14 protein-coding genes are annotated in these 14,721 nt (G+C 68.1%); 9 read left to right on the forward strand and 5 right to left on the reverse strand.

Annotated elements, in window-relative coordinates; all coding sequences use genetic code 11:
* Window positions 1-35: 35 nt before the first annotated feature.
* The 3 genes from AZG88_RS21200 to AZG88_RS21210 form a co-directional block, all read right to left on the reverse strand.
* Window positions 36-590, reverse strand: a complete 555-nt coding sequence (locus tag AZG88_RS21200) for a YceI family protein (RefSeq protein ID WP_061043620.1) — start codon at window positions 588-590, stop codon at window positions 36-38.
* A gap of 123 nt (window positions 591-713) precedes the next feature.
* Window positions 714-1,190 carry a carboxymuconolactone decarboxylase family protein gene (locus AZG88_RS21205; RefSeq protein WP_061042066.1) on the reverse strand — a complete coding sequence of 159 codons (477 nt, stop codon included), beginning with the start codon at window positions 1,188-1,190 and terminating at the stop codon, window positions 714-716.
* Window positions 1,191-1,207: 17 nt separating this feature from the next.
* On the reverse strand, window positions 1,208-1,669 hold the full coding sequence (locus tag AZG88_RS21210; protein WP_061042067.1) for a MarR family winged helix-turn-helix transcriptional regulator: 462 nt from the start codon (window positions 1,667-1,669) through the stop codon (window positions 1,208-1,210).
* A gap of 100 nt (window positions 1,670-1,769) precedes the next feature.
* On the opposite strand from AZG88_RS21210, the gene AZG88_RS21215 reads away from it, so the two are divergent.
* Together AZG88_RS21215 and AZG88_RS21220 are read left to right on the forward strand one after the other, a co-directional pair.
* The gene (locus AZG88_RS21215; protein WP_005237799.1) at window positions 1,770-2,279 is read left to right on the forward strand and encodes a VOC family protein; all 510 of its coding nucleotides are present in this window, start codon (window positions 1,770-1,772) and stop codon (window positions 2,277-2,279) included.
* 52 nt (window positions 2,280-2,331) lie between these two features.
* Window positions 2,332-3,120 carry a pirin family protein gene (locus AZG88_RS21220; protein WP_061698854.1) on the forward strand — a complete coding sequence of 263 codons (789 nt, stop codon included), beginning with the start codon at window positions 2,332-2,334 and terminating at the stop codon, window positions 3,118-3,120.
* Here the strand turns inward: AZG88_RS21220 and AZG88_RS21225 are convergent.
* A complete protein-coding gene (locus AZG88_RS21225; RefSeq protein WP_061698857.1) occupies window positions 3,083-5,791 on the reverse strand; it encodes an alpha-L-rhamnosidase in 2,709 nt (902 codons plus the stop codon). The genes AZG88_RS21220 and AZG88_RS21225 overlap by 38 nt on opposite strands.
* Window positions 5,788-7,071 carry an MFS transporter gene (locus tag AZG88_RS21230; protein ID WP_061698859.1) on the reverse strand — a complete coding sequence of 428 codons (1,284 nt, stop codon included), beginning with the start codon at window positions 7,069-7,071 and terminating at the stop codon, window positions 5,788-5,790. Before AZG88_RS21230 ends, AZG88_RS21225 begins: the two co-directional genes overlap by 4 nt.
* A 143-nt stretch (window positions 7,072-7,214) precedes the next feature.
* Between AZG88_RS21230 and AZG88_RS21235 the strand changes: the two genes are divergently transcribed.
* The 7 genes from AZG88_RS21235 to AZG88_RS21265 all read left to right on the forward strand — a co-directional run bounded on the left by AZG88_RS21235 (window position 7,215) and on the right by AZG88_RS21265 (window position 14,635).
* Entirely contained in the window at window positions 7,215-7,889 is a 675-nt protein-coding gene (locus tag AZG88_RS21235; protein ID WP_061698875.1) for a TetR/AcrR family transcriptional regulator, read from the forward strand.
* A 73-nt stretch (window positions 7,890-7,962) separates the two neighbouring features.
* Complete coding sequence (locus tag AZG88_RS21240) at window positions 7,963-8,907, forward strand: alpha/beta hydrolase (protein ID WP_061698863.1); 945 nt, start codon at window positions 7,963-7,965, stop codon at window positions 8,905-8,907.
* Complete coding sequence (locus tag AZG88_RS21245; protein ID WP_061698865.1) at window positions 8,904-9,974, forward strand: quercetin 2,3-dioxygenase; 1,071 nt, start codon at window positions 8,904-8,906, stop codon at window positions 9,972-9,974. Before AZG88_RS21240 ends, AZG88_RS21245 begins: the two co-directional genes overlap by 4 nt.
* A 51-nt stretch (window positions 9,975-10,025) precedes the next feature.
* The gene (locus tag AZG88_RS21250) at window positions 10,026-10,703 is read left to right on the forward strand and encodes a FadR/GntR family transcriptional regulator (protein ID WP_005237792.1); all 678 of its coding nucleotides are present in this window, start codon (window positions 10,026-10,028) and stop codon (window positions 10,701-10,703) included.
* A gap of 136 nt (window positions 10,704-10,839) precedes the next feature.
* Window positions 10,840-12,117 carry an MFS transporter gene (locus tag AZG88_RS21255; protein WP_061698867.1) on the forward strand — a complete coding sequence of 426 codons (1,278 nt, stop codon included), beginning with the start codon at window positions 10,840-10,842 and terminating at the stop codon, window positions 12,115-12,117.
* Window positions 12,118-12,158: 41 nt separating this feature from the next.
* On the forward strand, window positions 12,159-13,004 hold the full coding sequence (locus tag AZG88_RS21260; protein WP_061698870.1) for a fumarylacetoacetate hydrolase family protein: 846 nt from the start codon (window positions 12,159-12,161) through the stop codon (window positions 13,002-13,004).
* Window positions 13,001-14,635, forward strand: coding sequence for an FAD-dependent oxidoreductase (locus tag AZG88_RS21265; RefSeq protein WP_061698873.1), 1,635 nt, complete (start codon window positions 13,001-13,003; stop codon window positions 14,633-14,635). Before AZG88_RS21260 ends, AZG88_RS21265 begins: the two co-directional genes overlap by 4 nt.
* Window positions 14,636-14,721 lie beyond the last annotated feature (86 nt).

The raw sequence follows: 14,721 nt of genomic DNA on the forward strand, positions 1-14,721 counted from the left end.
TCCGGGTGGATGACGGGGCGCTGGTGCGAGTGGGGTCAGGCCTGCAGGCCGGCCTCGATCTCGAGGGTGATGGTGATCTTGTCGCCGACGACGGCTCCGCCGCCTTCGAGGGGCATGTCGATGGTGATGCCGAAGTCCTTGCGGTTGACGACGGTGGTGGCTTCGAAGCCGGCGACCGGTCCGTTGCCCATGCCGGGGTTGACGCCGTTGAACTCGAGGGCGAGCTCGACGGGGCGGGTGACGCCGTGGAGGGTGAATTCGCCTTCGACCACGTAGTCGTCGCCCTTGGCGCGGACGGCGGTGGAGGTGAAGGTGGCGGTGGGGTACTGCTCGGCGTCGAAGAAGTCGGCGGACTTGATGTGGGCGTCGCGGTCGGTGTTCTTGGTGTCGATGGACGCGACCTGGATTTCGGCGGTGACGGCGGCGGTGCCGTCCTCGGCGACGGTGATCGCGCCGGTGAAGTCGTTGAAGGTGCCGCGGACCTTGCTGACCATGAGGTGGCGGACGGAGAAGCCGACGGTGGAGTGGACGGTGTCGATGGCCCAGGTTCCGGCGGTGAGGTTGGGCAGGGTGGCGGTGGCGGTGGTCATGAAAACTCCTTGGGCTGTCGAACGGTCACTCGAAATCGAGGTAATTGAATCTGCAACTACTACGTTATGCCGAAGTCGTTGCAATGTCAACTAAATTCCGCGAAATGCAGGTGAACTGCGGTGTTACTGCTTCGGCCGGACCGGATGGCGGCTGACGATGGAGATCCGGTTGAAGGCATTCATGGTGACGGCGATCCAGCTCACCGTGGAGATCTCCTGCTCGGAGAGGAATCGCCGCGCGAAGGCGTAGTCGGTCTCCTGGGTATGCGCGTCCGGGAGGGTGGTGATCGATTCGGCCAAGGTGAGCGCCGCGACCTCACGTTCGGAGAACAGCGTCGTCTCCCGCCAGGCAGGCAGAACCGCAAGGCGCTGCTGGGTCTCGCCGGCCGCGAGCGCCGCGGCGACGTGAACGTCCAGGCAGTACGCGCAGCGGTTGATCTGGGAGACGCGCACGTTGATCAACTCGACGAACCGCCGGTCCATGCCGGCCTCGGTGGTCGCGTGCCGGATGGCCTTGGCGACGCCGATCTGCGCCTGATAGACCGCCGGACTCTGCTTGTCGATGTGAACGTAGTCGTTCTCCGCTGACGTGCTGCTCATGGCCGACCTTTCCGAACTCAGGGGTGTTCCAGCAGGTGGGTGCGCATTTCGGCGAAGTCGTGGCCGAGGATGCCGACGTCGCGGGGGCTGAGTAGGTCGAACATGTTGCGGCGCACCTCCGCGACATGTCCGGGGCTGGCGGCGGCGAGCTTCTCGGCGCCGGCGTCGGTCAGCTCGGCCAATGTTCCCCGCTTGTCGTCTTCGCATTCGACGCGCCGCACCCATCCGGTGTCGACCAGCCGGCTGATGGCCCGGGTGACGCCGCTGCGAGTGGTGGTGACCGCGTCGGCGAGTTCACGCATCCGTAGTTGTCGCTGCGGCGCCTCCGACAGCACGACGAGCAGTTCGAAGTCCGTGAACGAGATGCCGGCGTCTCGGGTGAGCTGCCGGTCGAGTGCCTGCAGGAGGAGGCGTGTGGCGTCCAGGTAGGCACGCCAGGTGTTCTGTTCTTCGGCGCTGAGCCATCGGGTCGGTTCCACGGCACCAGCATAGCCCAAGTAGTTGACAACGCAACGAGTTGTTGTAGTCTGAATTTAGTTGAAAGCGCAATTACTGCGCTCCGCGGAGAGGGGCAGGGCAATGAGCACCACAGACGAGCAGGAGCGTTCGCAGAGGTTCGCGGAGCAACGCGACCGGATCCGCGCCGAGCATCTGAAGCCGGTGGCGTCGAGGCCCGCGTCCTCGGCCCGCGGCCTCCATCACACCGCGCTGATCAGCAGTGACGTCGAGCGCACGGTCCGGTTCTATCAGGACCTGCTCGAGTTTCCGCTCACCGAGCTGATCGAGAACCGGGACTACGCCGGGTCTTCGCATTTCTTCTTCGATATCGGCAACGGCAACCTGCTGGCATTCTTCGACTTCCCGGGCCTCGACATCGGCCCGTACCAGGAAGTGCTCGGCGGACTCCACCACATCGCGATCAGCGTCGAACCCGGCCGGTGGGACCACCTGCGCACGAAACTGATCGACGCCGGCGTCGAACTCGTCGAACACAGTGAGGTGTCGATGTACTTCCGCGACCCCGACGGTGCCCGCCTCGAACTCATCGCCGACCCGCTCGGCGAAATGTACGGCTCACACGTTCTCTGAGGACCCTGACTCTGGGAACCCCTGCTCTGAGAAACCTGGAAAGGATTCGCTCATGACTGCCGCCATCGCCCCGCCCCGCCTCGACGTCCGACGAGCCGACGACCGGTTCAAGACCAACGCCGGCTGGCTGGATTCCAAGCACTCCTTCTCGTTCAGCCGCCACTACGACCCGGCCAACACCCATCACGGGGTGCTGATGGTCAACAACGACGACATCGTCGTCCCGGGTCAGGGCTTCGACACCCACCCCCACCAGGACATGGAGATCGTCACCTGGGTGCTCCAGGGTTCACTCGTGCATCAGGATTCGATGGGCCACTCCGGCGTCATCTACCCGGGACTGGCCCAGCGCATGAGCGCGGGAACCGGAATCCTGCACTCCGAGAAGAACGACTCGTGGCGACTGGACGGCGTCACCGGTGAGCATGCCGACAAGCACACCGATCCGGTCCATTTCATTCAGATGTGGGTCGTGCCCGACGAAGCCGGCATCACACCCGGTTACGAGCAACTCGAAATCGACCACGAGTTGCTCGCCGGTGGACTGGTCCCTGTCGCATCGGGCATGCCGGACTACGCCGACCACTCGGCGATCCGGATCAAGAACAAGTACGCGGCAATGCATGTAGCACGACTGCAGCCCGGGCAGGCGCCGGTCACCCTGCCCGACGCACCGTTCCTCCACGTGTTCGTCGCGCGCGGCGAAGCGTCGATGGAAGGCGTCGGCATCCTCGCCGAGGGTGACGCCGTCCGGCTCAGCGGTGGCGGCGGCCAACAGGTGACCACCGACACCGGCGCCGAGATCATCGTGTGGGAGATGCACGCGACGATCGCTGCATGACGCGAGTCGCGGGGCAGGCGCGGGTGTAGGTTCCGGACCGGAGGAGTTCCACGGTGTCTCCCAGGCGGAGTTCGCATTCGCTGCCTGCCGGCACGGTCAGGCTCAGGGTGAACACGTCGTCGGTGATCGTCCAGCGCACCGCGATGTTTCCGTAGGGGCTGCAGTGCTCGGCGTGGGCGGCGTTGATGTCCCCGCCGGGACGCGGATCGACGATGAATCGGCGATAGCCGACGGTGTCGGGGCCAGTGGTCTCGGCCGGGCGCAGCCCGGCGACGAACTGGTGCAGAAACGAGATGACCGCGCCCTTGGCGTAGTGATTCAGTGAGGCGGTGGCGCGGCCGTTCTCGTCGACTCCGTCCCAACGCTCCCAGATGGTGGTGGCGCCGCGGTCGATCATCTCCATCCAGGACGGATTGCCGGTGGACAGCAGTACCCGGTAGGCGGTGTCGAGGTGCCCGTTGCGCGCAAGTGCGGGCAGCAGCATTCCGGTGGCCAGGAAACCGGTGCCGAGGTGATAGTCGTTGTCGGCGAGCAACTGTGCGAGTTCGTCGGCGAACCGCCGGCGACCCTCGGCCGGGACGAGGTCGAACTCCAGGGCGCGAACATAGTTCGCCTGGGTCGGGTGGGTCAGAGTGCCCTCGGGCGTGATGAATTCGCGTTGCCAGGCGTGGACGGCTCCCGCGGCGATCGCGGTATACCGGCACGCATCCCGGTCGCAGCCGAGTACACCGGCGATCTGCGCGAGCAGTCCGGCCGACCGCGCGAGGTACGCGGTGGCGACCACACTGTGATCGCGGGCGGGATCGGGGCCGGGAATCTCGTCGGGCTCGAGCCATTCTCCCCAGTGAAAACCGGTGTCCCACAGATATTCTTCGTGAGGGTCCGGCACGGGACGCGCACGCGCGCGGTCGGGATGCCGGCGGTCCCGGGCCGCGCCGGCGGCCAGCTCGACCCACCGGGTCATGGAATCGTACTGGCGTTCCAGGACTTCGACGTCGCCGTCCAGTCGCCACAGCTGCCACGGGACGATGACGGCCGCGTCGCCCCACCCGGCCGAGCCGTTGGCGATGTCGGCGAAATGGTTGCCCGACGGCTGATTGCCTGCCGGGTTGGGCACGATGTTGGGTACCGTGCCGTCCGGCCACTGGTCGGCGGCGAGATCACGCAGCCATTTGTCGCTGAACCCCGCGACATCGTGTGTGAAGGCGGCCGTTTCGACATAGATCTGCCAGTCGCCGGTGAAGCCCGACCGCTCGCGCTGGGGGCAATCGGTGGGGACGTCACAGGCGTTGCCGCGGAAACTCCACACCGCGGCGGCATGCAGTTTCTCGAGACGATCGTTGTCGCACCCGAAACTCCCCACCTGTTCCAGGTCGGTGTGCACGACGGCGGCGGTGATCGTGCCGGGCCCTGGATTCTTCTCGAGCCCGTCGATCTGGACATAGCGGAACCCGTGAGTGGTGTGCCGCGGTTCGAATGCCTCGCCGGGGTGCCCGGACGACACGACGTGGTCGACCTGACCGGCGGGCAAACTGGTGCCGGTGGCGAATTCGAAGGCGCGCAGGTGATCCGTGTCGACGCTTCCGTCGACTGCCAGAGCCTCTCCGTGGGTGAGGGTCACGTGGGTGCCGGCCGGGCCGAGGTCGGCCGCGGTCACCCAGCCGCTGATGTTCTGCCCGAAATCGACGACGTACGTTCCCGGTCGGGGCTCGGTGACGGCCACCGCCGCCAGGGTTTCGATCCGGCGCACCGGGGGTGCCACGCCGGTCGTCAACCGGGAACGATCGTCGTAGAGGCCACCGCGAGCGACCACGGCGGGGTGGTGTACCTCGTCGGCGGCCACCCGGCGCAGATCCACCCGCTGGCCGTCCATCAGGTCGGCGGCGTCGATCTCACTCGGTGCGCTCGTCCAGCCGTCGCCGGTGCCGAAGCGTTCCGACGTTCCGTCCGCATACCGGACGTGCAGTTCCGCGAGCGCGGCCACCCGATCCCCGAAACCGTCGCCGTGGCGCTCGAACCCGTGCCGGCCACGGAACCACCCGTCGCTCAGCAGGATTCCCAGGTCGTTGTGTTCCGGGTGCAGCAGGTCGGTGACGTCGACGTGCTGCACCTGCAAATGTGATCGGTAGGAGGTGAAGCCGGGGGTCAGCTCGTGATCACCGACCCGGACATCGTTGACGAAGAACTCGTAGATGCCGTGAGCGGTCGCGAACAGCGAGGCGTGGGCGATCTCCGCCCGCGGTCGCCAGGAGGCGCACAACCGGTATGCGGGACGGTGACCGAGCGGGGGAACGTCCGGCTCGTACGGTTCGATCCAGTCGGCCGCGAGGTCGCCGCCGTGCAGGAGACCGGTGACCCACGGAGCGGGCTCGGACCAGTCGCTCGGTCCGAGATCCGTCCAGCACCGCACCTGCCAGGTGCGTTCCTCGCCTGCGGTCGGCACCGGATGCGTTGCGGTCCAAGGTCGTACGAGGACGTGGTCGCGGCCCTCGATGATCTCGGTGGTGAACAGGGTGCTCGACGTACGGTCGGAGGCGCCCGCCACCCGGACCTGGTACGCCAGCTGACCTGTGCTTCCGGTAGGCAGCCGCCAGGACAGTCGCGGGTGGGCCGTGCCGCAGGGTTCCCCGGGCCGCAGATGTTCGAGACGCAGGTGTGTCGGTGTCGTCATCGGATCGACCGCACGAAGAGAACGGCTGCACCGGCGACAGCGGCGCAGGCCGCCAGGATGCAGAACAGAAGCGCATAGTTGTTGCCGGTGAGCGGGAGGAGCACGGCCCCGATGAGCGGGACGACGGCGTAGGGGAGTGTGGCCGCCACCTGGTACACACTCATCGCCTTGGCCGTCTGCCGGACGTCGGGCACGACCGCGGCGGCGATCGCGATGTCGACCGTGAGATAGCACGCCTGACCGATCGTGAAGGCGACGAAGGCCAGCAGGAATCCGCTGACGTGCGGGTTCACGGCCAGGTACACCAGCGCACCGCCGGTGAGGAACGACGCGACGGCCACGAACGCCTTGCGCCGGCCCAGCTTGTCGGAGAGGAATCCGGCGAGCAGGAACGACACGATCGAAATGGGCGTGGTGACGGCGGTGGCGTGGGCGTATTCGGCGGCCGCGTCCGTGATGCTCAGCCCGGCCGCGTCGACCAGGAAGTAGGTCGCGTAGGTGGTGAGCCCGACCATCGCGAGCCCGAACAGAAACCGGCTGATCCAGTTGAGCGCGAAGTCCGCATGCCGGATCGGGTTTATCCAGTAGCTCGACGCGAACTCGCGAAAACTGTAGGGCCGCAGCGTGGCCGGGTCCACGCCGGCGTCGGCGCCGCGGATGACCACCGCGACCACGGCCAGGCACACGACGGCGGCAATGCCGGGAATGATCATCATCGGCACCGGGTGGTCGGCGAGACGACTCCCGAGAGTGACGCCGGCGAGGACGGCGAACGCCGTGACGAAGCCGATCATGCCCGACAGCCGGGCGCGCAGATGGTCGGGGACGAAGTCGGGGATGAGCGCGACGAACCCGGCCAGCGCCGCGGAGTACCCCAGTTGCGCGAGTGCCCAGCCCGCGGCGATCGCCGCGACGTTCGTCGCCAGCGCGATCACGGTGAGACCGGCCAACGCGACGAGAGCGCCGCCGATCAGCCACGGCGTGCGTCTTCCGAGCCGGCTGGTCGTGCGATCGGACAGGGAGCCGAACAGCGGTATCGAGGCGAGCGCGACGAGGGCGCCGATCAGCACGACCGTCGACAACCCGAGCGTCTTGCCTTCGGCGTCCACGCCGAAGATGCGGATCGACAGCGTGATGATCGTCGGGGTCAGGCTGCCGAAGTACACCCCGAACGCGCCGACGACCAGTGCGGGGACGACGTAGCGGGGACCCGGCGCGGTGACCGCGGACGGGTGGCCGAGGTGTGCGGGGGACGGGTGTGTGGAGCGAACGGTAGCCATCGGCGTTCCGCCTTCCGTGAAGTGAAGATCCGCGCGGCGAGGTGGGGCGCAGCGGACGTCGCAGTGTGATGCACAGCACCGTACACGAAAACCGGGTGTATCCGGTTTTCAATTCGAGAATCGTGCTGTCGTATCGTGGCGACATGGGAAAACGGGCGCGTGGCAGCTACTCGGTGGGCATCGAGCGGCGCACGCGAATCGTGGAAGCGGCCGCGGGGCGATTCTCGGCGGAGGGGTACCACGCGACCACCATGACCAGCATCGCCGCCGACGCGGGGATCAGCGACAGCGGTCTGCTGCACCACTTTCCGACGAAGAAGCACCTGCTTCTGGCTGTTGCGCAGTACCGCCTCGACACGTCGGCGGAGTGGTGGGACACCCTCCCCGCCGAGGCGTCGGGTCTGGCGACTCTGGATGCGATGGTCGACGCGGCGCGGCGACTCGTCGGACAGCCGGGTCTCATCGAACTGTTCGTGCTGGTGAGCGCGGAGGCGGCCGATCCGAGCAGTCCCGCTCACACCGTCTTCGCGCAGCGCTACGACGGCGCCGTCGAGGCCCTCGCGGATCGCCTGCGCCAGGGGGTGCACCGAGACGGGCTGCCGGCATCGCTGGACTACCCGGCGCTCGCGCGCGAATGCATTGCGGTGAGCGACGGCCTGCAGTTGCAGTGGGTGCTCAGCGACGGGGCCGTCGACATCGTCGAGGGTGTCCGCGGACATGCCGCCCGGCTGACCGCCGCGCTGACCGGCGCGACGGAGGAAGAATCCGGGTCTTCCGTTCGGGTTGCCGAAGCTGCTACTGTGCCCGACAGGCAGTGACCTAAGGAAGGGCCTTATAACCGCGCAAGCGGCGACCCAGGCCCGGGTCCTGCATCCGAAGGAGTTCAGTCCCTTGGACACGGCTTCGACCGTCGTCCGCCGATCCACCGTCGAGTACGCCCCCGATCTGCTACTCGATCTCGTCCGTCCCGCCGAAGCAGAGCATCCCTTGCCTGCGATCGTGTGGGTGCACGGAGGTGGTTGGCGGCTTCAAGACCGCACTGCATGCCCAGATCTGGTGCAACACTTCGCAGGACACGGCTATGTCATGGTCAGCATCGACTACCGGCTCGCGCCCGAGACCTGCCACCCCGGCCAGCTCTTCGATGTCCGGCGGGCGGTGCGCTGGCTGCGCGCCAACGCCGCGGACCACGGCATCGATCCCGACCGGATCGGTGTGTGGGGGTCGTCCGCCGGTGGGCACCTCGCGGCATTGACCGGAGTGCACTCGGGCGCAACACGATTGCCCGGGGAAGAACCCGCGACCGTCGACAGCTCGGTGCAGGCCGTCGTCGACGGTTACGGGCCCGCCGACCTGCCCGGCCTCGTCGATCTCTCCACGGAACGGGCACCGGGGGAGGACCATTCCCCGGAGGCGTCGTTGCTCGGCGGCGCGATCCGCGACCGACCGGACGCGGCGCGATCCGCGAGCCCCGCCCTGCAGGTGGCGCCCGGAGCACCGCCGTTTCTGGTCATGCACGGTCTCGGCGACAACCTGGTGCCGTTCACACAGAGCGTGGCGTTGTACGACGCGCTCGTCGCTCACGGCAACGACGCCATTCTCTACCTGATCGAGGGATTCGGGCACGGGTTCTTCAACCCGGGCCACGTCCTCGAGCTCGGCCCCGACCAGACCCTCGACCAAGGCCATCTCGAACGAGATCCGCAGGCACCGGCATCGACCCGCGCGGTGACCGACTTCGGTCGCGCACTGACCGAGAGGTACCCCTCCGCCTCGTTCGCCGCGGTCGAAGCCTTCTTCTCGCACACACTGAAACCAGGAACACGCACCCCATGACTACTTTCGACATTCCGGTCCTCGACGAGGTCCACGCTGCCGCTCCGCAACTCGACACCCTCCCCGGCCGCTGCGTGCCCTACGCCATGGCTGCCGGTGAAGGTGAACGCCACGAACTCGGCGGGCAACTGATCACCGTCATCGCGCGGCCGGAAGACACCGGCGGGCAGTTCGGGGCCGCGTATGTGTACGGCGGCAAGGGAACCGAGACGCCGTTCCTCGCCCACGATCGCGAGCACCGCTTCCTGTACGTCACCGACGGACGGCTGCAGGTCTGGTTGCCGGGCGAATCGCACGTGCTCGTCCCCGGCGACTCGGTCACCGTCCCGGCCGGGACGCCGTACGCCTACCGCATGCTGGCGCACCGGACACGGTTCCTGAGCTGGCTCACCGTCGGCGACGGGCACCGGTGGTCGCAGGCCACCGGCCAGGCCACCCAGTCGCACGTCTTCGACGCCGAGACGGCGCCGATGTCGGACGCGCGGCAGTCCGAACTCGCGGACCGGTTCGGTGTCCGGTTCCACGATCTCGCGAAGACGGACCTGCCTGCGGTGACCGGCACGGCGTTGCCCGCCGCGGAGTCCCCCTACGTGCTGCAGGCAGGCGAAGGCGACCGCTGGGCGAGTCTCGATCAGCTGAACACGTACCTCGCCCGGCCCCGGAACACCGGCGGAACGTATTTCGCGATGCACACCATGGGCGGGAAGAGTTCGTACATTCCCCGGCACTTCCATCGCGAGCACACCGAGAACTTCTTCTGCATCGAGGGGCGAATTCTCTTGCACGCCAACGGCCGGGAGATCATGCTGACCAAGGGTGATTTCCTCCATGCGCCGGCCGGGACGATTCACAGTTTCGCGTTCGACAGCCACGACACGCAGATGCTCGGCCTGCTGACCACCGGCGTGTTCGAGAAGTTCTTCGAGTACATGAACGTCCCGACGGACGCGCACGTGCACACCGAGGGGGGCGACATGCAGTTCCCGGCCGAAGGGTTCGCACGGGCGCGTGCCGAGCTGGACCTCGAGGTCGTCGGCCCGCCGCCGGCACGAGGCGACGATCGGTGAGACCTGCCCGGCGCGCACACCGCCGGAGCGGCTGAGCTCTACACTCGAGCCATGGCGATCCAGAGCACCGTCACCCGGGCAGAGTCCCTGGTCGCCCACATCCAGGACCGTATCGCCGCGGGTGAACTCGCGCCCGGTGATCGGGTGGGCACCCGCAAGGAACTCCAGGCGGAGTCGGGGATGGCCCGCGGTACGGTCATCGAGGCCGTCCGGCTCCTGCAGGATCGGGGAGTCATCACCGTCCGGCCCGGGCCCGGCGGTGGCCTGTTCGTCGCCGAACCGTCCTCGGTGGTCCGGCTCGGCCGCACCCTGCTGACCGTCGAGGGCGACGCGGCGGGAGTCGCCGACGCCATCGCCGTCCGGGAAGAACTGGAACCCCTTGTGACGGAACTGGCCGCCCGGCACCGGACCGATGCCGACGTCGCCGACCTGCGGCAGGTGATGACCGTTCTCGAGGATTCGGCCGGCGACCCCGAGGCGTTCATCCGTGCCGTGTGGGATCTGCATCGCCGGATCGTGGCGATCGGCCCCAACCAGGTGTTGCGCGAAACCTATCTGAGCCTCGAAACCTACGTCGAGCAGCACGCGACGCGAGCGAGCCGCGAACGAAGCGCCACCAACAGCGAGTATTTCGCGCGACGGATCGACGTGCACCGCGCGCTGGTCGATGCCATCGAGTCCGGCGACCCGGCCCGTGCCCGCGCGGCCGCTCAGGCGCACGCTCACTGAGCAATCGCTTCTCGCAGCCCTTTCTCGAATGCAGTGCTTGACAGAGGGCAGTGGTCTGTGGCTACCATCACACATAACGGTTATAACCGTTTATTGGAGGAGTTGATCCTCCCCCCACTGACCAGGAGTGTTCCGCATGAATTTCTCCACGTCCTCGCCCGGCGGCCGCGGCAGAGTGCTCGTGCCCGTCCTCTGCTGGGCTGCCCTCCTGAGCGACGGATACGACCTGTTCGTCTACGGCGCCACCCTGCCCGCCCTGATCGGACACGCCCCCTGGTTCATCACCGCGGGGGCGGCAGGCACCGTGGGCAGCGCCGCCCTGGTCGGCGTCCTCGTCGGCTCGCTGACGGCCGGGACGCTCACCGACATCCTGGGCCGTCGCCGCCTGTTCCTCGCGTGCCTGACGCTCTTCTCGACGGCAACCCTGGTCACCGCGATCGCCCCCACCTTCGAGATCTTCGCCGCCACCCGGTTGGTGGCCGGCCTGGGGATCGGCGGGTTGATGCCCACCGCCATCGCGATGGCGGCGGAGTTCGCATCCCCGGCCTGCCGGTCCCGGATCCTCGGCATGGTGCTCACCGGACCGGCGTTCGGCGGCGTCCTCGCGTCGACCGCATCCCTGCTGCTGCTCGAAGAGTTCGGCTTCCGCCCCGTCTACGCACTCGGTGCGGTTCCGCTGATCACGTTGCTGCCGTTGGCGTTCGCGTTTCTACCGGAGTCGAGGGCGTTCGTCGCCGGACGATCCTCCGAGGACCGGGCGTCGAAGTCGCCGGTCGCCAAGCTGTTCGGTAACGGGATGGGGCGGGCGACGGTCGGCATCTGGTTCGTCGCAATCTGCAGCATGCTCACCATGTTCGGCGTGACCACCTGGTTGCCGCAGATCATGCGCAATGCCGGCTACCCGATCGGTTCGGCGGTGACGTTCCTCCTCGTCTACAGCGCCGGCGCCATCGTCGGGACGCTGCTCGCCTCCGTGCTGGCCGAACGGTTCGGGCCCAAACCGCTGGTCCTGACCGGGTTCTCCACGGCCGCAGTCTCTCTCGCGCTACTGGGCACGCACCCGCCGACCGCCGTCCTGATGCTGCTGGTGGCGCTGGCCGGATTCGGCGGCCTCGGCACCCAGAACATGCTCAACGATCACATCGCGACGTTCTACCCCGCCCGGTTCAGGGCAACCGGACTCGGATGGGCGCTCGGAATCGGACGGGCGGGCGCGATCGCGGGCCCGACGTACGGCGCGTTCTTCGTCGCCGGTGGCGGTGCCGTCATCGTCAGCTCACTGGCGTTCGCCGTGCCCGCGCTGATCGGCGGAGTCGTGATGGCGACCCTCCCGCGACGCCCCCGCACCACCCCCGCCGATGCGGACAACCACCTCGAAGCGGCCACCCCGCGCAGCACCGAAGTTTCCCGCTAGAACTCGCCACCGAAGGGTGGCGGACGAAAAGGATGAAATAGATGAAGATTGTCGGCTATCGCAAGAAGGATCAGGACGCCGTGACCGTGGGTGTTCTCCGGGACGGCTTCGTTCGACCGCTCGCCTCACTCGAGGAATTCTGGAGCGACGCCGCCGGCTGGGTCGCGCAGGCGGAACACCTCGAGTCGCCCGAGATCGACGTCACGCTCGTGAGCGTGGTGCCGCCGGTGCCCGACTCCGCCCGCGTCATCTGCGTCGGCCTCAACTACAAGGCCCACGCCGCGGAGGGCGGCTTCACCCCGCCGCCCTACCCGACGCTGTTCGGGCGGTGGACCCCGTCGCTGAGCGTCGACGGAGCCCCGACGCCGGTGCCGGCAAACGAGGCGGGCCTGGACTGGGAGGGTGAGGTGGCCGCGTTCATCGGCACCCGGCTCGAAAGCGTCGACGCGGCCACCGGCCAGGCCGGGGTGCTCGGCTACGCCTGCTTCAACGACCTCACCGCCCGCAAGGCGCAGAAGCTGACCGCGCAATGGACGCTCGGCAAGAACGGCGACCGGTCCGGCCCCCTGGGCCCGCTGGTTCCCGCCGGCGAGGTCGGGGATCTGTCCGACGGTCTGCGGGTGCAGACCCGCGTCAACGGAACGGTCGTGCAGGACGGAAACACCCGTGACCTGATCTTCTCGGTCGGCGAGATCATCGCCCTCATCAGCGAGACGTTCACCCTGCACCCCGGAGACATCATCGCCACCGGCACCCCGGAGGGCGTCGGCTACGTGCGGAACCCACCGTGGCTGCTCGGGCCCGGCGATATCGTCGAGGTGGAGATCGACAAGCTCGGCGTCCTGCGGACCCCGATCGTCGATGCCAGCGGAAGGAAGGGCGCATGACCGACGTCGCGTCCGGTGTCGACCGGACACCGGTACTGATCGCCGGTGGCGGGCCGTCCGGGCTCGCGGCCGCGCTCGAGCTGGCCCACCACGGGGTGGCAAGCCTGGTCGTCGAACCGAGGGTCGACGTCGACGCCGAACGCCCCCGCGCGAAGACCACCAACGCCCGCACCATGACGCACCTGCGGCGGTGGGGACTGGCCGACGAGGTGCGTGCCGCGTCGCCTCTTCCCGTCGAGTGGGCGCAGGACATCGTGTTCTGCTCGACGCTCCTGGGCCACGAGATCACCCGGTTCGAGAACGGCTTCCAGCTCGATGTCGCCACCCCGACCCTGGCGCCCGAGCGCGGCCAGCAGGCACCGCAACCCGTCGTGGAAACCGTGCTGCGGGATGCGGTGCAGCGCAGCGAGCTCGCCACCCTGCAACTCGGTGCCCGAGTCACGTCGCTCGAGGAACTCGCCGACGGCACCGTCCGTGCCACCGTCGAAGGATCGGGACCGACGCGAACGGTCGTGGCGGACTACGTCCTCGGGTGCGACGGCGGCGCGAGCATCGTGCGCGAGTCCATCGGTGCCCGGTTCGAGGGCACGTCCGGCGAGCGCCCCAACCTCAGCATCCTGTTCCGTGCGCCGGGCCTGGCCGAGCGGGTGCCGTTCGAGGGCGCCGTCCACCAGTGGGTGATGGCGCCCGGGGCGGCGGGCATCGTGGGCCGGCTCGACCTGTCGGACACCTGGTGGGCGATCGTGCAGGGTGTCGACGTCCGGGACGAGGAGGTCGACGCCACCGCGCTCGTGCACAGCCTCATCGGAGAGCCGGTCCCGGTCGAGATCATCGCCACCGACCCGTGGGTGGCACGAATGTTGCTGTCCGACAGCTACCGCAAGGGTCGGGTGTTCGTCGTCGGCGACGCCGCGCATCTCAATCCGCCGTGGGGCGGGCACGGGTACAACACGTGCATCGGTGACGCCGTCAACATCGCGTGGAAGATCGCGGCGACGCTGCGCGGCTGGGCCGGGCCGCAGCTGCTCGACAGCTACGAAGCCGAACGCCGGCCCGTCGCCGCCCGCACCATCGCCGAAGCCGGAGCGCAGGAAAAGGCTCTGGCGCATCACTTCTCCACCGTCGAGATCGGACAGGACGGTCCGGCGGCGGAGGAGGCGCGCCGCCGCACGGCAGAGGCGCTCGGTGTGAAGAAGAGCGAATTCCACTCGCTCGGACTCGTTCTCGGCTACGCCTACACGGACTCACCCGTCATCGTCCCCGACGGATCGACGCCACCGGCGGAAGATCCCGTCGAGTACGTGCCCACCGCATGCCCCGGAGCGCTACTGCCGCACGCGTGGCTGGGAGACGGTCGTTCGCTCTACGACGTGCTCGGCCGAGAATACACCCTCGTCGTGCTGGACGCTGTGGGATCCTCGCGGCACACCGCGGAACTCGACGCGCTGACGGCGAAGGCCGAGGAACTCGGTGTCCCTCTGACGGTGCTGCGATTGTCCGACACCGGGGGATCTCTGGGCAGTCTCCTCGGCGCCCCCTTCGTCCTCGTCCGACCCGACCAGCACGTGGCGTGGCGGGGCGGCGACCTCGCGAGCGCCGAGAAGGCGATCGACATCGCGGCGGGATGGTGAGAAAACCTCCCCTCGCCGGACGCTCCACCTCCCCACTCGAGAAGGAAGATTCACGTGTCTGCTCTCCATGAGGCGCCCCAGACGGC

It is taken from the genome of Rhodococcus sp. LB1, assembly GCF_001583455.1.
Lineage (GTDB): Bacteria > Actinomycetota > Actinomycetes > Mycobacteriales > Mycobacteriaceae > Rhodococcus_F > Rhodococcus_F opacus.